We start from the raw sequence: 26,291 nt of genomic DNA on the forward strand, positions 1-26,291 counted from the left end.
AAATTTTTTTCGCTTTCTTTATTTTAGATTTAAATAGGACTGGTAATTTAGCATAGATTCCATATTTCGACATTTTATTTTATATCTATGTAGTAAAATAGTACCGGTTCTTAAGTGTTTTCTATTATTAAGGAGAAAAAAACTATAAATGAAAAGACAATATGATTTAGATTGGATTCGTGTTTTAGCTACAATAGCCGTTTTTATTTACCATTGTTTTATGTTTTTTAATCCATGGGCCTGGCATGTTAAGAATAATGAGACTGACCCGACTTTCATCACGGCCATTTCTTTATTTATGAGTGGCTGGTTGATGCCAATTTTTTTCGCAGTATCGGGAATCAATTCGTACTACGCTCTACAGAAGAGAACGGGGAGCCAATATATTAAAGAGAGGCTTGCACGACTAGGGATTCCCCTATTATTTGGGGTCATGATACTAACTCCTCCTCAAATCTATATGGAGCGGGTCAGTCATGGGCAGTTTTCCGGATCGTTTTTTGACTGGTATCCTCACTATTTTGATGGAGTTTATCTCGATATAGGTGGGTCAGGAAACTTTGCATTTGTTGGTTTGCATTTATGGTATCTTTTGGTTCTATTGGTCTTTAGCACCATTACGCTGCCTCTTTTTCTAAAATGGAAACCTACTAGTTCAAAGGAGTTAAAACCATTACAGCTTTTTTCTATATTTATTCCGTTAATGTTCCTCATCATTCTTGTGGATGTGGTAAACCTTGGAGGCTGGGATATTAGTATTTATCTAATCATTTTTCTATATGGATATTTTTTCTTCTCAAAAGCTTCCTTTAAGTCTTTGGTTCAAAAACTGCTGCCTATTACGTTGGCACTATCCGTTCTTACCACTGTATTTTTTGTGTATGAATTCATGACAGGAATGCATGCAGCGGGTAATAGACTATCATTCCTCCTAGCTTGTGTTAAAGCTCTAAACTGCTGGAGCTGGCTGCTAGTTATTTTTGCCTTGGCTAACAAAAAGCTATCTTTTTCAAATAAATTGCTACAGTATGGGAACCAAGCATCTATGCCCTTTTATGTACTCCATCAGCCGGTAATTGTTACATTAGGTTTTATAATTGCAGATGTTGATTGGTCAATTCCAGTAAAACTTGTCTTTCTTCTAACGATAGCCTTCATAATTATTATAGGTATTTACCATTTTATGATTTCAAGAATTTCATTTATTAGAATTCTATTTGGGATGAAGGGCATAAGGGAAGAACGGATGTATCACAAACCAAATGTTAAGATTTAGAGAACATTTCTTTAATTGATTGTAAGGGGTGTATCCGGGGAAGCCAATTTAGCATGCGCAGCGGAAAATATCTGCCGAGTGTTAAAATCATAATTAAATGAAATCAGTCATCCTACGATGGCTGTTTTTTTGTTAAATATTGATTAATATGGTGGAAAAAGATAAGTTTGATTAATAAGAGAAAATATGGAGGTAATTATGAAATGAAAAGATGCGGTTGGGTGAATTCAGATCCACTTTATATTGAATATCATGATCATGAGTGGGGTGTGCCAGTGTATGATGATATATTGTTATTTGAGTATTTGAACTTGGAAGGAGCCCAAGCAGGCTTAAACTGGTACACAATATTGAAAAAAAGAGAAAATTATCGGAAGGCATTTGATCATTTTGATCCCGCTATCATCATTTCCTATGATGAAAAGAAAATGACAGAACTTTTGCAGAATGAAGGAATCGTTAGAAATAAACTAAAGATAAATGCAGTCATTACGAATGCGAGAGCCTTTTTGAAAGTAGTTGAGGAGTTCGGATCATTCAGTAAGTATATTTGGTCTTTTGTAGAAGGCAAACCGATAAAGAATCATTATAAAGATATATCAGAGGTTCCAGCTACAACGAATACTAGTGATGTGTTAAGTAAGGATTTGAAAAAGCGCGGTTTTAAGTTTGTCGGGCCAACGATTTGTTATGCCTTTATGCAGGCGACAGGGATGGTAAATGATCACGTTGAATCCTGTTTTTGTTACAATCGTCCTTCGGTATAAAGTACCTAAACTCGTTTGATGTCATTTTCATCGATTTGAAATTCCTGTGAGATTTTTCGTTAATTTCTTGAAACCATTTTGGATAATAACCGTCAAATAAGTATATCCAATTTAAGGAATTAATCGCAGGGATTTTGCAGGAATTATGTGACAAAAGGTGGAATAGATTAAGAGAATGAGAGCGGAATTCTCTTTCTGAATATTCGGAAGTGTTCGTTTGGGCTAAACGAGATTTTGGAGACAGAGGAGACGAAGGTAAATGTCTATACGGACCTGGGTGATTTCATTCATACTAATTGGCAGTTTAATAGGGTTGACTGGGTGTGCGGAGAAAACAAATGGCGAGGAAGCAGAGCTTGAGAACAAAGTAACAGAACTTGAAAAGAAACTTGAAGAACAAAAAGCCGCAGAAGAAGCTGCAAGGAAGGCTGCGGAAGAAGCGGAAGCAAAAAGAAAAGCAGAAGAAGAGGCTAAAAAGCCAAAAGTGGTAAATGTAATTGACCCTGGTACAAAAAACATTGTTAGATCCCTGATACCAGTGGATATGGGTTTTGGAACTGATAATGAAAAATATAAGCAGGAGCTCGAGCAATGGGCTAAGGAAATAGCAAGGGGAACAGAAACGACACCTGGTTACGACTCAAAGATGATACTTGATAAAATTGACGCAAATGGGCAGGTTATCAAAGGTAAACCGAGAGTTGTCCTTGAAGAGGCAGAACTTGTTACGAAAGTAATGGAAGCCTCGGCCAAGGGCGGGGATGTATTTCTACCAATTTATGTAACAGAGAGCGGCTATAAGCCTGAAGATGCAGCTCATTTGTCTGAAGTAGTGGTTGCAGCTTATACAACCAAATTTAATCCTAGTGTAACAGGGAGAAATAAAAATATTGAGCTATCAGCACTGGCAATCGATAATGTCATTGTTGGTACAGGAGATATTTTCTCCTTTAATCATACGGTCGGACCGAGTGACGAAGCACATGGTTACCAGCCAGCACAAGAAATAGTAAATAAGCAATTGGTGATGGGAATTGGCGGTGGTATTTGTCAAACATCCTCTACCTTGTTTAATGCTATTGATCAACTAGCTGTTGAATATGTGGAATGGCACCATCATTCTCTGACAGTGGGGTATGTACCTGCAGGGCGTGATGCAACAGTTTCATTTGGCGGAAAAGACTTTCAATTTAAAAATACGGCAGGTGTGCCGTTATTGATTAAAGCCATTTATAATCCGAATGGTACTTTAACCGTTGAGATGAGAACTTCAGCGGCTTATCAAGCCTTACTTCAAAAGCGTTAAATGTAGAGCAGAAAAGACGTGTGATTTGATCTTCCCACACGTCTTTTCTGCTTTCTTAATAATTCCAGTGTTAATCATCCCGCAAAAGGAAAAATAGAATACGAAATTATGTGAATTAACATGCACCGTCTTTTTATGGATGGTGCTTTTTGTATGGAATTTTTCTCTTTCTAGGTCCTAAACTATTATACGAACTGCTGGCCTTGGCAAAAAAGGTCACTGTTCCACGAATGGGTAGTGGGGAAAAGGGGAATATAAGGTCAAAAAGGGGGTTCGAAGCATTGGAAATATTACAAGGACAAGTAGCATTCATCACTGGTGCAGGTTCAGGAATTGGCCGCGCTGCAGCACTTAAGTTAGCTGAAAATGGGGCAAAAGTGGCATTAGTTGATTTGCACCCTGAAAACTGCAAAGAGGTTAAACAGTTGATTGAGGAAAATGGGAGCGAAGCTCTTATAGTGGAAGCAAATGTATCTTCTGTAGAGGATATGAAAAAAAGTTATAAGCTTGTAATAGAGAAATGGGGAGGACTTGATATTGTATTTGCTAACGCTGGAATTAATGGTGTAGTCGCCCCCATTGAAGACCTTTCACCTGACGATTGGGACCTAACCATTTCTAATAATTTGCGGAGTACATTTTTAACCATTAAATATGCTATACCTTACATGAAAGAAAAAGGCGGAAGCGTGATTATCACGAGTTCCATTAATGGAAATCGTAAATATAGAGGTTTTGGAATGTCAGCCTACAGTACTTCAAAAATTGGCCAAATGGGATTTGGAAAAATGGCAGCTCTTGAATTAGCCAAGTATCACATACGGGTAAATATTATTTGTCCAGGTGCCATCGAAACACATATCGGGGAAAATACATGGAAAGAAAAAGAAGAGATAAAGGAAATTGAGATACCCATTATCTATCCTGAAGGAAGTCAACCCCTTGAACACCAGGCAGGTAAGCCTGAACAAGTCGCTGAACTCGTGTTATTTTTGGCTTCCAAACAATCCAATCATATTACAGGAACAGAAATTTACATTGATGGTGCTGAGTCACTTTTATGATATTTCGGACAAGAAAAAACACGATAATCTTCTCGTTCATCGTGTTTTTCTATTTTATTCTAAGCCCTCAATCGTAAGTTCTTTAGCAGGGAGGAAGTCTTCATCTGTATCCAAATAGGTGACATTTACATTGTCTCCTTCTTTTAGATAAATGATCAATGGTTCCTTTTCTGAGGATAGGATATAGCTTTTCTTATTGTCTAATAGGAATGAAACAACCGTGAAATCACCAGTTTTCTCCTTGTACACACGGAGAACGGTTCCGGTTATTTGTTTTTCATCCGCCTTCGAACTGCCATCCACTGACCCTCCGCCTCGTTGGAGTGCGGTTTTATATTGCTTTAGTGCTTCGTTTGGAGTAACCCCAAATACTGAAATTTCAGGATTTGCTGCTGATACGATAAAGTAATTCTGTAAAAATCCATTCGAATCAAGTACAGGTGTCAGCCAGCTTGCTTCTCCATAGAAATTATAGATGACAGGCATTTCACCATGCCATTTCTTTTCAATAAATTTCTTTTCGATTATTTGTAGAGCACCTTGTGAGTCCATGTAGGATTCTTCAGGGTTCCCAGTATAATAAGTTGCTTCACCAGTCCGTGAGTTAGTTAACGAGTACCCTAGCATGGAATCGACACCTTCTTTAGGACTTGTAAAATCAGTGAAATAATACATAACTCCGTTTTGGTCGAAAATTGGACTCACATTGGCCTCCGTACCTTCATCAGAAGGCAGTTTCACATCGGATTTTCCGAAGAGACTATTCCAAAACCCATGAATATAATTTCCGAAATAGCTATTTTGCAAGCTTACAATCTCAGGTGATACTGCACCATCAATGAATTCAGGAACTTCTGCCAGGGTATAAGACTTTGTAGCCCCATTTTTCGAATCTACTACCACAACACCTTTAACATCAAAACCATTACGTGCTGAAATAAATCCTCCGTATGAACGGATGTAGTAGGCTTTCCCATCGTCAGCAATCTCTAATTGAACATCGCCGTGGAAAATATGTTTTGGAAACTGCATACGAATGTGTCGTTCAATATCTTTGTTAAAGAAAGAAGAAGGGGTATAAATCATTTCTGACTTGATGAATTTTGGGTTGGCAGAAGAATCAGTTGCACTCAAAGTAAAGTAACCAGGTGTTTCTTTTCCTTTCCACCATTTGAAAAATCCAGAGAATTCAACAGGTGCGATATATACATAATCGCCATTTACCTTTTGAATTTGAAGATTCCCCAATTCATAATAGCTCGTATTTGGAACTTGACCAAAAGCTTTTTTCATTTTATTACGGGCAAACTCTGGTGGAACACTGGCAGGTGTTTCTTTCTCGTCAAAGGTCTTAATCTCAACTTGTTGATCCATTTGTGCAATTTCATACTTTTCTTCCGCATTAAAAAGAAAAGCTGTGAGAAAGTAAATTCCAAGGACCAGACTTGCTGCAAAGAGGAGTGCCTTCACTTTCCTTTCCATTCCAGTAGAAATGAGTGCACCTAATGCAGTAATAACAATAGCATGAACCCATAAAGAAGAGAGATTTCGATCAAAATTCGTAAAATAATAGTAAGCAAAAACAGTAGGAATCAATATAACCAATAAAGCGATAATAGCTCCCGGAATTAACCTTCCAGCTCCGTTAGAACTCTTCTTATTCGTATCGTTAGCCTTATCATCCCTATAAATCGGTATAAGAATAAGAGTAGACACAATAGCAACAATCAAAGAAAACAAAAATATATTCCCCATATCCAATTCCCCTTTATCATAAAACTTTTAACTAAGTCTATTTATATACGAGCAAATAGGAAGAAAGTTTCAATAATAATTATTATTTGGTGACAGGCACCACTCGTGTACAACTGTACGTCTGGAGTGGACAGTCTGAATTCCGGAAATAAAAAGGCACCATTCTTGGCGAATGGTGCGTCTTGGATGTTATTCGTTGTTGTCTGTGTCTGTTCTTACGTCTGGTCTTACGGGTGTAAGTTCTTCTGATGCTTCTGTTTGGTACTGCAAGGTTGTTGTTTGCTGTCTGCCTCTGTCAGGAAGTATATTTCTTGCGAGATATTTATGGAACATGTATTCAAATAATGCGACACCAAGTGCGGCAATTAGAGACATGGAGAAATGATTGTCTCCATAGGTTAGGTTTTCACTCATTAACCAAATAATGAGAAACGCTAATCCAAAGTCTGCAAGGGTTGCTACGGTATTATTTGTCCTTGGTAAGATTAGCAGATCTCCAATAATATAGGCTGCCACTCCAAGTACTAGTGAGATAAGTAAGATATTGCTAAATGCCATGTCAAAGAATAAACCTAGAATAATCGACAAAAGGACAAGACTTGAAACAAATTTAATGGCTATTGCTTTTATGTGTTTCATTTTATCCACCTCCTTTGAAAATTATTGTGTATAATTTTTTTATTATTATACATTCCAGTCTTGTTTCTAGATTTACATCAAGGCATTGAATAAAAAAGTGCCAGGCGCCGCTCAAAAAATGAGAGGGGACCTGGCACTTTTTTATTACTATATTATTTTTCCAATTCATCAATTAATGAACCGACGTAAGCTACAGCTGTACGGACCGGTTCAGGTGTCGACATATCTACACCTGCATGCTTTAATAGCTCAAGCGGTTTCATGGTTCCGCCGGCACGAAGTACTTCTAACCAGCGGTCAACAGCAGGCTGGCCTTCTTCCTGAATCAATTGTGCCACTGCAGTCGAGGCTGTCAATCCAGCAGAATAGGTGTATGGATATAAACCCATGTAATAATGAGGCTGACGCATCCAGGTTAAGCTTGCACCTTCGTCAATTTCCACTGTATCACCCCAGAATTCTGAAAGCACCGCTCTAGTCACTTCTGATAACGTATTAGCAGTGAGTGCATTTCCGCTTTCTGCTAATGCATAGACTCTGCGTTGGTATTCAGCTTCTAACAAATGGGTGACAAAGTTATGATAATATGTTCCAAGCAGCTGAAGGACCACCCAGCGCCTCATTTGTTTGTCTTTGTTATTAGCTAAAAGGTACTGTCCTAATAAAAGCTCATTCATGGTGGATGGAGCTTCAATGAAATACATAGATGGACGAACATTCATGATTCTTTGATTTTTATTCGCCAAGTAAAAATGACCTGCATGCCCGAATTCATGTGCCAGGGTAAAACAGCCGCGCATATTGTCCTGCCAAGTAACCAAAATGTAAGGGTGCGCTCCATATGGGCTTGAACAGAAGGCCCCAGTGGATTTCCCTATATTATCAGCAAGATCTACCCATCGCTCTTTAAAGCCCTTTTCGATTATTTCACTGTACTCTGGTCCCATTACCTTTAATGATTCCAAAATAAGGTTACTTGCCTCTTCATAGGTTGTCTCTGGATTAAAGTCAGGGTCTAAGGGTGCTTTCAAATCGCAAAACCTCATGACATCAAGACCTAAAGCCTTTTTCTTAAGCTTAGCAAAGCGGCGCATGTGTGGTGCCAGCTCTTTAAAAATAATATTTATTTGGTTATTGTACATTTCCAATGTTACCTGATGTGGTTCTAGCAGCATTTCTTCTACTGACTGATAGTTTCTTAAACGAGAAAGAGTAACTTGTTTTTTTACTTCAGCAGAATAGGCTGCTGCAATTGTGTTTTTATATTGTTTGAGAGTCGAAACAAAAGAGTCATAAGCTGCTCGGCGTGATTCTGTATCAGCAGAAAACTCGTAGCGGTTTTCAAATAGTGCAAAGGATACAGGTAATTCATTACCCGCACTATCAGCGATAGGGGCAAAGTTCATGTCTGCTAATTTAGCCATGTTATAAATGGTATAAGGTGCACCATGGACTTCAGCCAAAGAGGCTAATACTTCTTCCGTTTCTGGGGAAAGCCGATGTTTTTTCGTTTCAAGCAGCTCGTGCAAATCTTTTTTGAATGGTTGAAGTCCTGTATTCTCTTGAAGGTATTTTTCTAAGGTACCATCTTCAAGTGCGAGGATTTCAGAATGAATGAATGATAATGCAGTTGTCATTCTTGTTCTTAGAGCGGCTAATTTGGCTGAATTAGCCTGATTGACAGGATCTGTCCCATCAGCTGATTGCTTCAAGCTGACATATGTTGCTGCTTTTACCATTTTCATCAATAGTTGCTCTTGAGCGAGTAAGCAATCTAATAAAGCATTAGAACTAGTATGTAACGTACCTTTAAAATCTTTCATCTTGGCAGCAACGCTTTCAATCACTGCAAGTTCTGCTTCCCATGCTTGAACTGACAAAAATAAATCATCCAGATTCCAAGTTAATTCCTCTGGAACCTCTGAGCGGGAAAGTCTTTTTTCAACGGTCTTTTCCATCTAGTATCTCCTCCTAAAAAATCCTTCGCTATACTAAGTAATATCATATATTATTTGAATATTAAATCAACAATAAATAAACAAAAAAGGATGAGTTGAAACGGTAAGGTTTCGACTCATCCTTTTTACCACTGCCTTGGTTCATAATTTAAGTCACTAAATAATTGATTCTTTTCTTTCTTCGTTAAATCTCTCCATTGTCCAACAGGCAGGTTTCCTAATTGGATATTCATAATCCGAATTCGCTGGAGACGAACAACCGAATAACCAAGTGCTGAACACATACGTCGTATCTGTCGATTTAATCCTTGTGTCAAAATAATCTTAAAAACAAACTTTGAAAGCTGTTCTACCTTACATGGAAGTGTTTTTGTATCTAAGATGTGTACACCCTCTGACATCTTCTTTAAAAACTCAGAAGTTATCGGCCTATCCACTGTAACTATATATTCTTTTTCATGCTTATTCTCTGCACGAAGTATTTCATTAACAATATCTCCATCATTCGTAAGGAGGATTAACCCATCTGAATCTTTATCTAGTCTTCCAATATTAAAAATACGCAGTGGGTGATTGACTAAATCAATGATGTTGCCTTTGATATGTTTTTCAGTAGTACTTGTGATTCCGACCGGTTTATTTAAAGCTATGTAGACATATTCTTTGGCTACCCTTATGGTTTCACCATTTACTCGGACCACATCACCTGGCTCAACTTGACTGCCAACCTTTGCTAACTTCCCGTTTATGGTGACTCTGCCTTCTTCTATCCATTTATCTGCACCGCGCCTTGAGGTTTTTCCAGACTCGGAAATAAATTTATTTAATCTCAGGTTAAACACATCCTTAATTTCATTGAATATGTTCTTAGAATACTTAACTACTAACATAATTTCAAGGTTAAGTTGTTTACCTAAACCAACATTTTTTCATGCCTGTTATAAATTTCAAAGAAGGGAAAAAGGTTTCTCTAGACCCACTAGTTACTTTTGTTCAATAATATAAATAGGGAAAAGAAGTGGGTGATTTATTTGATGGAAGAACAAGGTTTTTTGGATTTGAAAAGAGGAGAGCGCGGAGCTATTATAAGCATTATTGCCTATTTAATTTTGTCCGTGCTGAAACTAGCCGTTGGATATATAGGGAATTCAGAGGCACTAAAAGCAGATGGCTTGAATAATGTAACCGATATTGTAGCTTCAGTTGCTGTTTTAATTGGACTTAAATTATCGCAAAGACCTGCAGATGATGACCATCCCTACGGACACTGGAAAGCAGAAACTGTAGCATCCATGGTTGCATCTTTTATCATGATGGCAGTGGGATTAAAAGTTGCATATGACGCTATTTTTAGTATTTTTTATGCACAAAAGGAATCTCCGGACGTAATCTCCGCCTGGACGGGTCTATTTTGTGCTTTCGTTATGTACTTTGTTTATCGATATAATAAAAAACTGGCCACAGAAATTAACAGCCAATCAGTTATGGCTGCGGCAAAGGATAATCTCTCGGATGCCTGGGTAAGTGTGGGTACGTTCATTGGGATTATTGGTGCACAGTTTGGTCTGCCATGGCTGGACCCTTTAGCAGCTGTAATAGTAGGATTCCTCATATGTAAAACTGCCTGGGACATTTTTAAAGAAGCTTCGCTCTATTTAACGGATGGATTTGACGAAAAGCAAATTGATATTTATAAAGATACCATCAATAAATGTAATGGAGTTAAAGGGGTCAAAGAAATTAAAGCGAGGAATTACGGTAACAACATAGTTGTTGACGTGGTCATACTCGTTAATTCTACATTGGATGTAAAAAAGGCTCATGATATCGCCACTAAAGTTGAAGAGGATTTAATCAGATTACATAAGGTATATGACGTCCATGTACATATTGAACCTAAATAAGACCATACTTAAAACAAAAAGGAATGGAGGTATACTATCCCATTCCTTTTTTGTCACTTCTAGTAATTTTTTCTGCGAATTTTATATTCTAGCATATTATTGCCATCCCAGCCTCTAGAGATAATGTAATTACCACTAATCGTCTCCTGAATTTTTATATGGCTAGGTGTTGAGCGATCTATTTTTACTTTAGGGCTATCATGAGTTAAATCTTCTTCTTCTTCTTCTTCTTCTTTTGGCCTTAATGGGCTTAATTCCGGAGTTTGTTCCTTAGTATCTTCGATTTCTGTCATTTTAGGACCTGTTTCAATATCTATGCTAAGAAAATTTCTATGCTTTGACCTATGACCCCAAAATTTAAAAGAATCAAAAATTGATCTTTTTTCCTCCGGGATATGAGTCTTGTCTGCTGTGAAATTTCCCATTATTTGCACCTCCTGCAGCAAGCAGTATCAACTGCTCCTCCTCAAAATAGTAAAACAATACAATGTTTATACTAATTTACGTAAAACTACCTAGAAATGCATGGGCAAACGCTCAGTCTTAAAAATTCCATAATGAGAATGTCTAATTTAGTGTTCATCTTCTCCATTTTCCTCCAATTGTTGAAAAAAGGCAGTGATGATCTGAGTAAGCTGAAGAAGCTCTTTTTTCCAGATATCTAAAGGGTTATTTTGCAGTGTTTGAAGGGCGCTTTCGATAAGGAATTTCCTGGGTGCTCTAGTATGCATGATTTCTTCTTGGATAAACTCTAGCAGCTCAATATATTTTTCTTGGTCGTATTTATCGTGAAAGTGCTTTGTGATGCAATTTCTCATTAAATTAATAATTTTATAAAATTGGCTAATCCATTCATGATTATTTTTCTGAGGACCCGGCAGCCATTTTTCTAAAAGCTCTTGAGGGTGCAATTGTTCATCAGCTTCGGCTACTTCTTCCACCAATTTAACTAGACGATTCACACTAAATCTGACTACATTACTAATTTTCTCATTAGAATCAGTAGCCAAGCGATTATATTGGAGGTTATTCTGCAGGAGTCCTTGAAACATAATTGCACAATCTAATAAGTATGGTTTATTTTTTTCACCGAATATATCAATAAACCTGCTAAACATCCAGCGAAGAGAACGCAGCCGTGTGATACGGATATAGTGTTTCAGGTCTGCATCATTTGTTGACATTACTTCCTCATAAAGTGCAACAAACTTATTTTTTTTATTAGAAATCATTTGCAATTCTAATTGTTTAATAAAGACCTCGATATCTGATGGGTTTTTCCCAATTAATAAATCATTTCTTTCCTTTTGGAGTTTTTTAAAATTTGCTTTATAAATTGCAATTAATAACTCACTCTTTGATGAAAAATATTTGTAAAAGGTTCCTTTTGAAATACCGCTATAGTCTAAAATGTCCTGAATCGATGTAGCTTGAAAACCTTTTTCAATAAATAATTGGTGAGCCTTATTGATAACGTGCTGCTTACGTTCGTTCATTCTTATCACCTATAATCCGAATTATACTACCTGTATAAAAATATACTACATGATATAGGTGTTCATTACAAACCCCATAAATTAAGGTTTTTTTGATTGCAAAAAAAGAACTGTCGGTATATTATTAATAAAGCATGAAACAGGGGTATAAAAAAGTGTACAAGTGGTTTATAGGGGGTATAAACAATGGAAAATAAAAAAACGGAAACAAAACGTCCCCCATACGGGATTATCTCAATCCTGATGATTGGGGCTTTTATTGCATTTTTAAATAACACATTACTTAATATTGCACTTCCTTCCATAATGGCGGATCTTGAAGTTGATGCTTCTACTGTGCAATGGCTGACGACAGGGTTTATGTTAGTAAATGGAGTACTTATACCGACTACAGCGTTTTTGATTCAAAAATATTCTGTTCGAAAACTTTTCTTGGTTGCAATGGGCTTATTTACGGCGGGAACTATACTTGCAGGATTTGCACATGCTTTCCCGGTATTATTAGCTGGCAGAATGACGCAGGCATCAGGTTCTGCGATTATGATGCCTCTTTTAATGAATGTTATGCTTGTAAGTTTCCCTATTGAAAAAAGAGGAGCAGCAATGGGGATTTTTGGGTTAGTATTAATGGGGGCACCGGCAATTGGACCAACATTATCTGGCTGGTTAATTGAACATTATGACTGGAGAATGTTATTCCACTTTGTAACTCCAATTGCAGTGATTGTTCTATTAATTGGTTTCTTCTTATTAAAGGATAAAAAAGAAAAAGTAAATATTCAACTTGATTTCGTATCTGTATTACTTACAAGCGTTGGTTTTGGCGGTTTACTTTATGGGTTCAGTTCAGCAGGAAAGCAAGGCTGGGACAGTCCACAGGTTTATTTAACGATTGCGATCGGAGCTATCTCATTACTTCTTTCCATCCTGCGTCAACTAAAACAAGATAAGCCTATGCTTAATTATAAGATATTCAAGTATCCGATGTTTGCTTTATCATCAGTTATCTCTATGGTCATAACAATGGCCATGTTTTCAGGGATGCTCTTGCTGCCGATTTATGTGCAAACGGTCCGAGGCATAACTCCTTTTGATGCAGGTCTAATGATGCTTCCAGGAGCACTCATTATGGCACTAATGTCACCTATTACAGGTAAACTATTCGACAAATTTGGTGGACGCGCTTTAGCGGTAGTTGGTTTAGTCATTACCGTGATTACGAGTTACCTTTTTAGTCAATTGACACTTGAGACAACGTATACTCAATTACTGCTATTATTTTCCGTCCGTATGTTCGGGATGTCAATGGTGATGATGCCTGTTTCCACGAATGGATTGAATCAATTACCTGCACGTTTTTATCCGCATGGTACTGCCATGAACAACACACTTCAGCAAGTATCTGGGGCTATTGGTACTGCTCTTTTGGTAACCGTGATGTCAAACAGGGCAGAATCAAAGGCAAAAGAACTTGGTGAAGCCGCGATGTCTAAATTAACTGAACAGCCAACTCCAGAAACTTTAGCTCAAATGGAGCAGCAAATCATGATGAGTGCCACATTAGACGGAATCAACTTTGCGTTTTTCGTATCTGTCTTTATTGCTGCCGTAGCGCTTGTCCTTGCATTATTTATGAAACGGGCGAAACAAGCTGAAGATGATGTTGAAGGAAACCCAGCGGGGAAAAAAGTAGTAAATAAACTTGTGGAAAACTAGTTTGAATTACTAATGTCTAAACTCTTTGAGAGTTTAGACTTTTTTTCTTATTGAATGAAAGTTGCTTTTTAATTAAAAATCATTCTATAGTAAAAGTGGAATTGCTATTTCAGGAGGAAATCAAATGGAAAACAAATTGAACTCAAATTTTATTGATGCGTATATTGAACGGTGCAGCAAAGAAACAGAAACGATGATCGCAAATGAGTCATCAAATTTTTTAAACCAGCCCCTTACCTATCTAAAAGAGAATAAAAATGAATTTATTTATGTGGAATCTACCTTTTTTGAACAAATTGGTGTTGAGGGTGTGTCACTAGAGCTGGATGATGTTTTTGGTACATATGATGTCATGTTAGGTTTAAAGCTTCAAAAGAAGTTTGAGAAAGTGTTAAAGGAACAGCTTAATACTTCCTTACAAGGTGATGAAGCTAAATTTGATTTAATGTTTAGTCATGATGATGGGCTTTGGGATCTGAATTTTGCTTTTAACTATGTAGAGGGGTTTAATGAGAACATGTCGTTGAATGAGGCATTTAAGTTAATACACCAATTCTTATCACAATTAGTTGAAAGTATTAAAAAACCAACCAGCTGAAAAAAGCTGGTTGGTTTTCTTAACTTATTTCACCTTAAATCTAAGTACTGTTTTTAATTTTGCAGTATCTGTCTTTCTTGGATCACTTATGTATATTTCTCTATGCCTAATTTTAAGTTGACCCTATAGTGCATGGTATAATTGCTTCAAGAGATTGTTTAAAGTTGAGAGGGGCATGCTTAATATTATGGATCTAACTAAAAAAACGGCACTTGTACTCGGGGCTACAGGTCTAATAGGGACAGAATTAGTCAAAAAAATTAGTGAAAATGGGGAGTATCAAAGAGTACATTTGTTGGTCCGCAGACCAATTGAAGTTGAATCTGATTTTTGTGAAGTACATATCGTTGACTTCGATGAACTGAATAAATATCATGATTTATTTCAAGTAACAGATGTATTCTGTTGTTTAGGCACAACCATAAAAGTTGCTAAGACTAAAGAGGCTTTTCGTAAAGTAGATTACGAATACCCTGTTGAGGCTGCAAAACTAGCAAAGGAAAATGGTGCTGAAAAGTTCCTAATTGTAAGTTCAATGGGGGCAGATCCTGAGTCATTATTCTTTTACAGTCGAGTAAAAGGAGATGTAGAAGTAACACTAAAAAGCTTAGACCTGCCATCGCTTCATATTTTCAGACCTTCTTTATTATTAGGGAAGCGTGAGGAATTCCGATTGGGAGAGAAGATTGCAGAAAAAGCTAGCGGTGTGATAAACAAGCTAATGATAGGTCCACTGCTTCCTTACCGAGGAATACATGCAAGGAAGGTTGCTGCAGCAATGGCAGTAATGGCTCAATCCAATAAAAAAGGAAATCATGTCTATCTCTCACATGAAATTGATTCAATGGCTGGGTACACGGATTGAAAGAAGCTTTAAATAATTGAAAAGGATTCGAATAAGTGTGCTATTGGTACACTTTTTTTTGATTCGGCAAAAAAGTGTATGATTGTCGAGAATTTATTTGGAAGAAAATCTTTCCTTATTTGATAGTCTGCAAGTAGATTTACTTTATTTTTACCTTAGAAACATTGGTTTTTAGTTCATATTAATATCCATTTAACCATGTAATAGATTAAATAGGGTTTCGATGTATTTTTACAAAATTTTTTGCCTGTCTGTGATAAATTGGTAAAAGACTAAGAATTGTACAAGAATAAAACTCATTTAATTACTACTAAACTCATCGATATTCCCTTCAAACCATCATCAAGTCAATAAGGTCCGCATACATGTTTTATAGAATCTATTTCACATATTGGTAAGTAGAATACGCCTATCGTTTTACAGGCTGTATAATGTATTGAATTTTTGTGCCCTGTAAAATAAAACAAGATGCAGAATTTTCAGTAAAATAACTTTAGATAAAGGAGGGTTTTTTATTGGAAAAAATACAGCGGGTCAGCTATACCAATCTAGAACGAAACTTTCAAGAAGTAGAACGTCCTCTTACAAATCAAGAAGCGCGGGAAGAATCGAATCGCTGCCTTTATTGCTATGATGCTCCTTGTATTAAGGCATGCCCAACAGGCATTGATATTCCTACATTTATTAAAAAAATTGCTTCAGGAAATATGCTGGGATCTGCGAAAACAATCATGTCTGCCAATCCCGTTGGCGCAAGCTGCGCTAGAGTGTGTCCAACAGAGGAGCTGTGTGAAGGGGCGTGTGTGTTAAATCATTCTACTAAACCCATTATGATTGGAATGCTGCAGAGACATTCAACAGATTGGGCAATTAAAAATGAACAAACTCTATTCGAGCCAGGAACAACAAATGGTAAATCTGTTGCCATCGTCGGTGGAGGACCTGCAGGACTTTCAGCTGCCAGGGAGCTGGCAAGATTAGGGTATGAAGTAACGATATTTGAAGCGGCAGATAAAGCTGGGGGATTAAATACCTACGGAATTGTCTCATTCCGTCTTCCACAGTCAATCTCGTATTGGGAAGTGGAACAGGTTGAAAGGCTCAATGTAACCATTAAAACCAATACAAGAGTTGGTAAGGATGTGTCTGTAGAGGATTTACTAAAGGGGTTTGATTGTATTGTCTTAGCAGCTGGTATGGCTCATGTTCCTCATTTAGGTATCGAAGGAGAAGAGCTTGAGGGAGTATATGATGCTATTGAGTTTGTAAAAAGTACAAAAAGCGGAAGCTTAACAAAGGATTTTGTCGGAAAGCGTGCCGTTGTCATTGGTGCAGGAAATACCGCGATTGATGGTGCAACCTGTTCCGTACGGTTAGGTGCGGAAAATGTAAAAATCTTATATCGTCGTAGTGAAGAAGAAATGACTGCCTATGATTTTGAATATGAATTTGCGAAACAAGACGGCGTAGAATTTCGCTGGTTAACTGCACCTAAAAGAATTATTGGAAATGAACATGGGAAGGTAACAGGGATTGAATGTATCAAGATGAATTTAGGAGATGCCGGCCAAGATGGCCGGAGGAGACCTATACCCATTGAAGGATCTGAATATGTCTTACCAGTAGATGCAGTTATCAAAGCAATCGGACAAACAAGGCATTTAGAACTAATCGAACAATTTGGACTACAACATGATGACGGAGTGGTACAAGTTAATAAAGAAACCTATCAAACTTCTAATCCTAACATTTATGCATGTGGTGATGTAGTTTTTGGCAAGGGTAAAGGTGACGCGATGGTAGTTACTGCAGCACAACAAGGAAAACTAGCTGCCTACAGCATTCATAGGCAATTTACCACAGTCAGTACAGGAAGGTAATCTGTGTGTAATAGAATATAAGTGTGTAAGCGTTTTCTATTATTAGAGGATGTTTTATTATTAAGGGGTGAATTTGAGATGGCTGATTTACGTATTAATCTTGCAGGAATAAAATCTCCTAACCCATTTTGGCTTGCTTCAGCACCTCCTACCAATTCAGGTTATCAGGTACAGAGAGCCTTTGATGCTGGGTGGGGCGGAGCAGTATGGAAGACACTAGGCGACCCGATTTTGAATGTATCTTCTAGGTTTGCTGCCATCGGTTTTAACGGACAACGTGTGGCAGGGTTCAATAATATTGAATTAATCACCGACCGGCCGTTAGATGTAAATCTAAAAGAAATATATGAAACAAAAAAAAGATTCCCTAATCACGCAATTATTGCATCATTAATGGTGGAACCTAAACAAGAAAAATGGCACGAAATTGTTAAGCGAGTGGAGGATGTAGGAGTGGATGGTCTCGAGTTAAACTTTGGCTGTCCGCACGGTATGGCGGAACGCGGGATGGGTTCTGCATCCGGTCAAGTACCCTCGCTTGTAGAACGTCAAACTTATTGGGTAAAGGAAGCAGCAAAAACACCTGTTATTGTCAAATTAACTCCAAACATTACGGATATAACCGCAACTGCGGAAGCAGCATGTAATGGCGGAGCAGACGCTATCAGTATGATAAACACAATTAATAGTTTAATGGGAGTAGACCTTGATTCCTGGAATACGATTCCACATGTTGCAGGGAAGGGAGCACATGGCGGCTATTGTGGTCCTGCTGTAAAACCGATTGCACTTAACATGGTGGCAGAGTGTGCAAGACATGCCCATATTAATGTCCCAATATCGGGAATCGGGGGGATCTCGAACTGGCAGGATGCCGTTGAATTCATGCTAATGGGGGCAACCGGTGTGCAAATTTGTACGGCTGCCATGCACCACGGCTTCCGTATTGTGGAAGATATGATAGATGGACTCAATCATTATTTAGATGCAAAGGGTATAAAATCCGTCAGCGAAATTATTGGAAAGTCGGTTCCGAGGTATTCGGATTGGGGAAACTTAGATCTTAACTACAATATCGTTGCAAAAATCAATAATGATGTTTGTATCAACTGTAACAAATGCCATATTGCCTGCGAGGATACCTCTCATCAATGTATTGATATGTTAACAGACGAAAACGGATTGAGTTATTTAAAAGTTAGGGAAGAGGATTGTGTTGGATGTAATCTATGTTCCATTGTCTGTCCAGTAGATGGAGCTATTGATATGGTAGAAGCCCATCGCGAACTTCCTCCGATGACCTGGAATGAAAGACAGAAAGTCTTGAGTCTTACAACAGAATGTAAGATTGATAGCAACAAATAAGAAGGGAGAAATGGTATGAAGAAACTGATAAAAAACGGAACGATTGTAACAGCTGCAGATACCTTTGCAGCAGAAATATTAATAGAAGATGGAAAAATATCTCAGATTGGCAGCAATCTTGCTTTACATGGGGCAGAAATAATTGATGCAAAAGGATGCCTTGTATTCCCTGGGGGCATTGATCCTCATACCCATTTAGATATGCCATTTGGTGGAACTGTGACGAAGGATGATTTCGAAACAGGAACTATAGCTGCTGCTTTCGGGGGGACAACAACGGTTATTGATTTTTGCTTAACCAATAAAGGTGAACCGTTAAAAAATGCCATTCAAACCTGGCACGCGAAATCGAAAGAAAAAGCGGTGATTGACTATGGTTTCCATTTAATGATTGCGGAAATCAATGAAAATGTCTTAAACGAACTTCCCTATGTGATTAATGAAGAAGGGATTACCTCTTTCAAGGTGTTTATGGCCTACAAAAATGTTTTCCAAGCCGATGATGAAACACTATTCAGAACGTTAATTTCAGCAAAAGAACATGGAGCACTTGTCATGGTACACGCAGAAAATGGGGATGTCATTGATTATTTAACGAAAAAGGCAATTGCTGAAGGAAACAAAGACCCAATCTATCACGCGTTAACTAGACCGCCAGAATTAGAGGGGGAGGCAACAGGAAGAGCGGCAAAATTGACAGGATTGGCAAACTCGCAATTATATGTAGTCCACGTATCTTGTGCGGATGCAGTAGAAAAAATTGCCGAAGCCAGAAGCAAGGGCTTTAATGTTTGGGGTGAAACCTGTCCACAATATTTAGTTTTAGATCAAAGTTATTTAGAGAGACCGAATTTCGAAGGAGCAAAATATGTTTGGTCACCGCCACTAAGAGAAAAATGGAATCAAGAGGTTCTCTGGAACGCGTTAAAAAGCGGTCAACTGCAAACGCTGGGTTCTGATCAATGCTCCTTTGATTTTAAAGGTCAGAAGGATCTAGGAAAAGATGATTTTACTAAAATACCAAATGGCGGACCAATCATTGAAGACCGTCTTTCCATTCTATTCTCTGAGGGGGTGAGAAAGGGACGCATAAGTTTAAACCAATTTGTTGATCTTACTTCCACTCGAGCCGCAAAATTATTTGGCTTGTATCCGAAAAAAGGCAGTATTGCAGTGGGGGCAGATGCTGATATTGTCATATTTGATCCCCAGGCAGAGCGCATTATTTCGGCTGAAACACATCATATGGCGGTTGATTACAATGCCTTTGAAGGAATGAAGGTCACGGGTGAGCCAGTTTCTGTTTTATCCCGAGGTGAATTTGTCGTACGTGATAAACAATTTGTTGGCAAGCCAGGTTCTGGTCAGTATTTAAAGAGAGCCAAATACAATGGGTATACACCACTAAACCAAAACGAAACCTTATCTATTTAACAGTATGAGATAGAATACTATTTTCTCCATTCATTGTTGAACGACTCCTGCAATTGCTTGCTTTTCGCAGGCAATTGCACTTTAAAACCTCTGCCTGATAGTCGGTGTTTGAATTTACATGTTTAAATTCTTGTCATTTTAAACCGAAAGAGGAGTGTTCATATGAAGAAAAGCCACTTAAAGTCTTCTGATTTATTACCCATTCAACAAAAAGACAGGAAACTCACAAAGTTAGGTTATTCGTTTATGTGGGTAGGGATGGTCGTTGTTCTTGCTACCTTTGCCATTGGCGGGGCAGGGATCCAAAGCCTATCTTTACCGCTAGTTATTCTAGCAACCATTATTGGCTCACTCGCGATTGGATTTTTTATATCTCTAATTGGAGACATAGGTATAGAGCACGGCCTATCATTTCCTGTATACATGAGGGCACCATTTGGGACGATTGGAACCCATATTCCTTCGATTACAAGAGGAGTTACTGCTTCTGCATGGTTTGGAATCAATACCTATTTTGGTGCGACAGCGATGAATGGCATATTAAATATTTTATCTGGTTTTGATAATTGGTTTGTTTGCTTCATCATATTTGCTATTTTCCAATTGATTAATACAGCCTTAGGGATTAAATCGATTGAAAGGTTTGCGGATCTAGCGGCACCAATTATTATCTTAATCTCTATTTGGATGTATTCCTCTTTATCTGACCAAGCTCAGGCTGCCGGAAGAGATGCTTGGAGCTGGGTAGAATCACCCGTTACAGGCGGTGCGGCATTTACCGCTTTTATGGTGGTGATTTTTAGTAACATGGGTTTCTGGGCAACATTGAGTGCTGATATACCTTCGATTTCTCGCTTCATGAAAGCTCCAGTAAATGAAAAGAACTGGTTTAAAAGAAATAAAAGTTCCTTAATTGGAAATCTAGTCGCCATGCCTATCACACAAACCTTTATGATTATTATTGGCGCTGTAGCATATGTTGCTGTATTAAATGCAGACCCAGTGGTGGCCCTGCAAAAATCGGCAAGCGGTATAGTCCTTGCTGTATTGCTCCTGATGATTGTCTTGGCACAATGGTCTACGAACACAGCGGCAAATGTTGTCCCGGCTGCAACAATCTTCTCTAATGTAGGTGGTCCAAAGTTTCCATTTTGGGCAGGTGTTATCACTGCAGGAATTGTAGGTACCATCGTGCAGCCGTGGGAGTTATTCGGTGTTATCATTCCGATTCTTCTAATTGTTGGAGGCGTACTGTCTGCTATCGTCGGTATTCTTTTTGCAGATTATTATTTAATACGTAAACGACGAGTGAATGTCCCGGAATTATACGAAGACCATGGTCAATTTAGATATTGGGGCGGGGTGAATGCAGCCGGCTTTATTGCCTGGATTATTGGCGGTTATATCTCCTATTTATTACCCGCATATGGATTTTTAGTAGGTTTCTTACTTGGGGCAGGAATATACTACGTCCTTGCGAAATACTGGTGGTTTAAGAAATATCAACAAGCGGAACTCGAAGATCCGAGCGATGCAAAATATCTTGGAATCTCAGTTGGGCGGGATTGGGTCATAGAAGAAGAGTATGAGTCAGTACTTGAAGAAGCACCTGCCAGCCTAAAATTCGATTAATGAAAATTTCTGATACGTAGGAGGAAATAATGTCTGATTATCAACAATATCTTAATGAAAGAGATAAGCTTGATTTTTTCATTCAGAAGGGTTTTCGAATTAATGCTGTCCATGAACATTTAGATGGTGCGTCTGTAGAGTTTTACCACCCTGCTAGTAAGGAAAAAGAAATACTGCTGATTGGAACAGCTAATGCAAGAAAGTATTTTTCTAGTTTACTTATCAAACAAAACTTAGGAATAAAGTGAGTTTAGCAGTAAAAGAGGATTGGTAGCTTATACCAATCCTTTTTTGAAAAATTATTGTTCATTTCGTGAGGAGTAATCATAATGAAGGAGCATTTACCATTAATGGTTTCCGATATTTTATCTCGGAAGCATTTTGAGCAAGCAATCATACTTGCTGGGGAAGAAGGTCTTAATCGGATTGTAAAATGGGTTCATGTTGTAGAAGTCACCAATATTGGAAATCTCTTAAACGGGGATGAATTGATACTATCAACTGGAGTTGCATGGAAAGAAGATGAGGGGCTGTTCATATCCATTCTCAACCAATTGGTTGAAAACCAAGCAGCGGGTCTCTGTATTGAAATGGGGACCTATTTGGCAGAGATTCCAGCGGAAGTAATTGTAATTGCAAATAAGAATAAATTTCCGATCATTATTTTTCAGAAAGAAGTTCCGTTTGTAGAAATAACACAGGATATTCATACCTTTATTATTAATAACCAACATAGGAAAATTAGTGACTTAAGAGAATTATATGCGCAAGAAAAGAAGAGAGTAGAAGAAATTGAATGGCTTCAAAGCTGGATAGAGGGAGAACACCCCTTGGATGAAATAAACGAGTACCTTCTACATCACGATAGTAAGCCAAATTCATCAGAGGCTCTGGTGTTAGTAGCTAAAGTTCATTGTATAAAAGAAAAGTGCAGTCAAGATGGTACCTATCTAAAGTTATTATATCGCTCTGTTTTTGAACAAAATGGATTTGTCTTATTTTCGGTTGAAAAAAGAAATGAATTAATCCTTATTCTATTAAATAATCGGCCAAATAAAAATGTAAAGGAGCGAGTAAAAAAAGCCATTCTATCTATAAAAGATTCCGAGTTTATTAGAAAGAAGGGTACTACCAAACTATATATGGCAGCAGGAAAAGTTGTTGAAAGACTAACGGATATTCATAAAAGCTTTCAAAGTGCAAAAGAAACTCTTAGGATTCAGCAGGAAATGTCGAAAGAAGAGACCTATTTTTATGAAGATTTACACTTATATCGGCTCATTTCTCATATGAGTAAGCATATGGATTTACAGGACCTGGTTGTAGAATATCTTCAGCCTGTAATTCATTACGATCGGAAATATAATGGCAAGCTGTTAGAAACATTAAAAGTATATTTAGAGTGTAACGGATCTAAGCAAGAAACAGCCAACAAACTTTTTATCGTCAGGCAAACTTTATATCACCGTCTCCAAAAGCTGGAGAATTTGCTGGGGGAAGATTTTATGAATCATGAAAAACGGATAGCATTAGAGTTCATGCTTCTTGTGAAGGATTATTTATCCCCTCAGTTCTTGGAAAGAAAAAGTATCTGATGGAATTTCATTTACGAAGTGTTCATTTTGTGGAAGAAATAGGTTGGTTCTTCTTACAGTCTGTCTAATGAACAACTTTCTCATTTACGAGATAATTATTTTAAAAGTTTTCATATATATTAACGGTGGAGGGGAATACATGAACGTGACGAGTAAAGATACGACCGTACTAAAGAATTATATTAATGGTGCATGGGTAAGCTCTAGCAGCAATACTACTCTTGATGTTCCAAATCCTGCAACAAATGAATTACTAACAAAGGTTCCTATTTCTACAAATGAGGATGTTAATGCAGCTGTACTAGCTGCAAAAGAAGCGTTCTCTAAGTGGAAGAAGGTTCCCGTACCAAAACGAGCAAGAATACTCTTTAAATATCACAGTCTATTAACTGACAACCATGAAGAGTTAGCACGACTGATTGTCAAAGAAAATGGCAAGGCATACAAAGAAGCTTACGGGGAAGTACAGCGTGGAATTGAGTGTGTAGAATTTGCATCAGGAGCACCAACCTTAATGATGGGTGAAACCTTATCCGGTATTGCAGAAGAGATTGATTCCGAAATGTTCCGCTATCCACTAGGAGTAGTTGGGGGGATTACTCCTTTTAACTTTCCAATGATGGTGCCGCTTTGGATGTTCCCATTAGCCATTGCCTGCGGAAATACCTTTGTGTTAAAGCCATCTGAACGAACACCGATTTTGGCGAATAGACTAGCAGAGTTGTTCACAGAAGCTGGCGCCCCTCCGGGTGTATTAAATGTGGTCCATGGAGCTCATGATGTTGTAAACGGTTTACTTAATCATGAAGATATTGCGGCGATCTCTTTTGTCGGTTCACAGCCGGTAGCGAAGTATGTATATGAAAAAGCAGCAGCGAATGGAAAACGAGTTCAGGCTCTCTCGGGTGCAAAGAATCATCATATTGTTATGCCTGATGCGGATATGGATAAGGCGGTCCAGCATATCATCAGCTCAACGTTTGGCAGTGCAGGGCAACGCTGTATGGCATGTAGTGCTGTTGTTGTTGTAGGTGACAATGAGCCTTTCGTGAAAGGTTTAAAGAAAAAAGCAGATGAGTTAATTATTGGAAATGGAATGGATGACGAGGTGTTATTAACACCAGTAATCCGAAAGGAACATCGAGAAAAGGTTCTAGGATATATTGAAAAAGGGATAGAAGAAGGTGCAGACTTAATTCGTGATGGACGTACGCAAATGGGTGAATATTCGGAGGGTAATTTTCTTGGGCCCACTATTTTCGATCATGTAACTCCTGACATGACGATTGCCAAGGATGAAATATTTGCTCCGGTATTAAGTCTGCTCCGTGCAAGTAATTTAGATGAAGGATTAGAGTATATACGTAAATCAAGATATGGAAATGGTGCCACGATTTACACGAATAATGCAAAAGCAATTCGGCAGTTCCGTGAAGAGGCTGACGCCGGTATGCTGGGGATTAATGTTGGAGTTCCAGCAACGATGGCATTCTTCCCATTCTCAGGCTGGAAAGCTTCCTTCTATGGTGATCTGCATGTGAATGGTAAAGACGGCTTAAACTTTTATACGCGTAAAAAAATGATTACATCACGGTTTGAAGCATAGAAAAGGAGGGGCTGATATTGGTTCAAACAGGTCGTCCACAACAGGAATTACTTGCCCAAGATGATAAATATTTATGGCATTCGATGAAACCTTATAATCCCCAAGCAACTATTGTAGCTGCGAAGGCAGAGGGGTCTTGGATAACCGATGCAGATGGTAAGCGTTATTTAGACGCAATGGCAGGTTTATGGTGTGTGAATGTAGGTTATGGAAGAACAGAGCTTGCCGATGCTGCGTATGAACAACTTAAGGAAATGGCGTATTTCCCCTTAACTCAAAGCCATATTCCTGCTATCAAGCTGGCTGAAAAACTAAATAGTATGTTGGGTGATGACTATGTCATATTCTTCTCAAACAGCGGCTCAGAGGCGAACGAAACAGCCTTTAAAATCGTCCGTCAATATCATCAGCAGCGAGGAGAATTTAATCGTTATAAGATAGTATCCCGCTACCGTGGTTATCATGGAAATTCTTTTGGAGCTCTGGCTGCTACAGGTCAAGCACAAAGAAAGTATAAATATGAGCCTTTAGCACCCGGTTTCATTCATATTTCTCCACCAGATTCCTATCGGGACGATACGAATGTAAAAGATCCAAAAGAGCTTTCTTCGGTAAAAGAAATAGATCGAACGATGACGTGGGAATTGAGTGAAACGATAGCAGCCATGATTATGGAGCCGATTATTACGGGTGGTGGAATCTTAGTTCCACCTGAAGGCTATATGAAGGCAGCAAAAGAGGTTTGTGAAAAACATGGTGCTCTTTTAATTGTAGACGAAGTCATTTGTGGGTTTGGGCGTACGGGCAAACCTTTCGGCTTTATGAATTATGATGTAAAACCCGATATTATCACCATGGCCAAGGGAATTACTAGTGCCTATTTGCCACTATCCGCAACGGCTGTACGGAAAGAAATTTATGAAGCGTTTAAGGGAAGCGAAGAATATGATTATTTCCGGCATGTTAACACCTTTGGAGGAAATCCAGCGGCCTGTGCCCTAGCGTTAAAAAATCTAGAGATAATGGAAAAAGAAAACTTATTTGACCGTTCCCGAGACCTTGGGAAACAGGTAGTAAGTGAGTTAAATAATCTTCTTCAAAATCATCCATTTGTCGGTGATGTCCGCGGTAAAGGTCTATTAATTGGGATTGAGTTAGTTAAGGATAAGAAAACAAAGGAACCATTAGAAGTTGCTCTAGTTAATCAAGTAATTGCTTCATGTAAGCAGGAGGGGGTATTGATCGGTAAAAACGGTGCAACTGTGGCAGGGTACAATAATGTATTGACACTATCTCCGCCGTTAAATATAGAGCTGAAAGATATACAATTTATTATCAAAACTGTTAGTGATTCTATCAATAAAGTCAAATAAGAATAAAGAGGTCCTAAGTGTTGGTGGACTGACCCGTTGAAATGAGACTTAGAAAAAACAGC

Annotated in this window: 22 protein-coding genes; 16 read left to right on the plus strand and 6 right to left on the minus strand. The window is 38.2% G+C overall.

The genetic code is table 11. The features are described 5' to 3' along the window. Positions 1-148: 148 nt before the first annotated feature. From H0184_RS20175 to H0184_RS20190, 4 genes are all read left to right on the plus strand, one after another. The gene (locus H0184_RS20175; RefSeq protein ID WP_221827825.1) at positions 149-1,276 is read left to right on the plus strand and encodes an acyltransferase family protein; all 1,128 of its coding nucleotides are present in this window, start codon (positions 149-151) and stop codon (positions 1,274-1,276) included. A 203-nt stretch (positions 1,277-1,479) separates the two neighbouring features. Further along, complete coding sequence (locus H0184_RS20180; RefSeq protein WP_221827826.1) at positions 1,480-2,043, plus strand: DNA-3-methyladenine glycosylase I; 564 nt, start codon at positions 1,480-1,482, stop codon at positions 2,041-2,043. 259 nt (positions 2,044-2,302) lie between these two features. Next, on the plus strand, positions 2,303-3,349 hold the full coding sequence (locus H0184_RS20185) for a VanW family protein (protein ID WP_221827827.1): 1,047 nt from the start codon (positions 2,303-2,305) through the stop codon (positions 3,347-3,349). A gap of 230 nt (positions 3,350-3,579) precedes the next feature. Beyond that, a complete protein-coding gene (locus H0184_RS20190) occupies positions 3,580-4,413 on the plus strand; it encodes an SDR family oxidoreductase (RefSeq protein WP_221827938.1) in 834 nt (277 codons plus the stop codon). Positions 4,414-4,467: 54 nt separating this feature from the next. Here the strand turns inward: H0184_RS20190 and H0184_RS20195 are convergent, their stop codons facing one another. The 4 genes from H0184_RS20195 to rluF form a co-directional block, all read right to left on the minus strand. After that, the gene (locus H0184_RS20195; protein WP_221827828.1) at positions 4,468-6,168 is read right to left on the minus strand and encodes a YwaF family protein; all 1,701 of its coding nucleotides are present in this window, start codon (positions 6,166-6,168) and stop codon (positions 4,468-4,470) included. A 189-nt stretch (positions 6,169-6,357) separates the two neighbouring features. Then, the gene (locus tag H0184_RS20200) at positions 6,358-6,807 is read right to left on the minus strand and encodes a YndM family protein (RefSeq protein ID WP_221827829.1); all 450 of its coding nucleotides are present in this window, start codon (positions 6,805-6,807) and stop codon (positions 6,358-6,360) included. Between the two features lie 152 nt (positions 6,808-6,959). Beyond that, positions 6,960-8,765: an oligoendopeptidase F gene (gene pepF / locus H0184_RS20205; RefSeq protein WP_221827830.1), complete on the minus strand. Its 1,806-nt coding sequence runs from the start codon at positions 8,763-8,765 to the stop codon at positions 6,960-6,962. A 125-nt stretch (positions 8,766-8,890) separates the two neighbouring features. Next, the gene (rluF, locus tag H0184_RS20210) at positions 8,891-9,607 is read right to left on the minus strand and encodes a 23S rRNA pseudouridine(2604) synthase RluF (protein WP_221827831.1); all 717 of its coding nucleotides are present in this window, start codon (positions 9,605-9,607) and stop codon (positions 8,891-8,893) included. 192 nt (positions 9,608-9,799) lie between these two features. On the opposite strand from rluF, the gene H0184_RS20215 reads away from it, so the two are divergent. Continuing rightward, on the plus strand, positions 9,800-10,669 hold the full coding sequence (locus tag H0184_RS20215; protein WP_221827832.1) for a cation diffusion facilitator family transporter: 870 nt from the start codon (positions 9,800-9,802) through the stop codon (positions 10,667-10,669). Positions 10,670-10,728: 59 nt separating this feature from the next. Here H0184_RS20215 and H0184_RS20220 read toward each other — a convergent pair whose 3' ends face one another. Together H0184_RS20220 and H0184_RS20225 are read right to left on the minus strand one after the other, a co-directional pair. Then, positions 10,729-11,094 carry a hypothetical protein gene (locus H0184_RS20220; RefSeq protein ID WP_221827833.1) on the minus strand — a complete coding sequence of 122 codons (366 nt, stop codon included), beginning with the start codon at positions 11,092-11,094 and terminating at the stop codon, positions 10,729-10,731. A gap of 147 nt (positions 11,095-11,241) precedes the next feature. Continuing rightward, positions 11,242-12,165 (minus strand): TetR/AcrR family transcriptional regulator, encoded by a 924-nt coding sequence (locus H0184_RS20225; protein ID WP_221827834.1) that lies wholly within the window; start codon positions 12,163-12,165, stop codon positions 11,242-11,244. Between the two features lie 186 nt (positions 12,166-12,351). Here H0184_RS20225 and H0184_RS20230 point away from each other — a divergent pair, with 186 nt between their 5' ends. The 11 genes from H0184_RS20230 to H0184_RS20280 all read left to right on the plus strand — a co-directional run bounded on the left by H0184_RS20230 (position 12,352) and on the right by H0184_RS20280 (position 26,229). After that, positions 12,352-13,881: a DHA2 family efflux MFS transporter permease subunit gene (locus H0184_RS20230; RefSeq protein ID WP_221827835.1), complete on the plus strand. Its 1,530-nt coding sequence runs from the start codon at positions 12,352-12,354 to the stop codon at positions 13,879-13,881. Positions 13,882-14,005: 124 nt separating this feature from the next. Further along, positions 14,006-14,479, plus strand: coding sequence for a branched-chain amino acid aminotransferase (locus H0184_RS20235; protein WP_221827836.1), 474 nt, complete (start codon positions 14,006-14,008; stop codon positions 14,477-14,479). A gap of 187 nt (positions 14,480-14,666) precedes the next feature. Continuing rightward, entirely contained in the window at positions 14,667-15,344 is a 678-nt protein-coding gene (locus H0184_RS20240; RefSeq protein WP_221827837.1) for an NAD-dependent epimerase/dehydratase family protein, read from the plus strand. Positions 15,345-15,859: 515 nt separating this feature from the next. Beyond that, positions 15,860-17,224, plus strand: a complete 1,365-nt coding sequence (locus tag H0184_RS20245; protein ID WP_260631694.1) for an NAD(P)-dependent oxidoreductase — start codon at positions 15,860-15,862, stop codon at positions 17,222-17,224. 78 nt (positions 17,225-17,302) lie between these two features. Beyond that, on the plus strand, positions 17,303-18,589 hold the full coding sequence (gene preA / locus H0184_RS20250; protein WP_221827838.1) for an NAD-dependent dihydropyrimidine dehydrogenase subunit PreA: 1,287 nt from the start codon (positions 17,303-17,305) through the stop codon (positions 18,587-18,589). A gap of 15 nt (positions 18,590-18,604) precedes the next feature. After that, positions 18,605-20,023 carry a dihydropyrimidinase gene (hydA, locus tag H0184_RS20255; RefSeq protein WP_221827839.1) on the plus strand — a complete coding sequence of 473 codons (1,419 nt, stop codon included), beginning with the start codon at positions 18,605-18,607 and terminating at the stop codon, positions 20,021-20,023. A 162-nt stretch (positions 20,024-20,185) separates the two neighbouring features. Next, on the plus strand, positions 20,186-21,655 hold the full coding sequence (locus H0184_RS20260) for an NCS1 family transporter (RefSeq protein WP_221827840.1): 1,470 nt from the start codon (positions 20,186-20,188) through the stop codon (positions 21,653-21,655). Positions 21,656-21,684: 29 nt separating this feature from the next. Beyond that, complete coding sequence (locus tag H0184_RS20265) at positions 21,685-21,903, plus strand: hypothetical protein (RefSeq protein ID WP_221827841.1); 219 nt, start codon at positions 21,685-21,687, stop codon at positions 21,901-21,903. An 81-nt stretch (positions 21,904-21,984) separates the two neighbouring features. Then, entirely contained in the window at positions 21,985-23,250 is a 1,266-nt protein-coding gene (locus tag H0184_RS20270) for a PucR family transcriptional regulator (RefSeq protein ID WP_221827842.1), read from the plus strand. Between the two features lie 139 nt (positions 23,251-23,389). Beyond that, on the plus strand, positions 23,390-24,856 hold the full coding sequence (locus H0184_RS20275; protein ID WP_221827843.1) for a CoA-acylating methylmalonate-semialdehyde dehydrogenase: 1,467 nt from the start codon (positions 23,390-23,392) through the stop codon (positions 24,854-24,856). A gap of 17 nt (positions 24,857-24,873) precedes the next feature. Next, positions 24,874-26,229, plus strand: a complete 1,356-nt coding sequence (locus tag H0184_RS20280; RefSeq protein WP_221827844.1) for an aspartate aminotransferase family protein — start codon at positions 24,874-24,876, stop codon at positions 26,227-26,229. Positions 26,230-26,291: the final 62 nt, after the last annotated feature.

Source organism: Neobacillus niacini, from assembly GCF_019749295.1.
GTDB classification, from domain to species: domain Bacteria; phylum Bacillota; class Bacilli; order Bacillales; family Cytobacillaceae; genus Neobacillus; species Neobacillus niacini_D.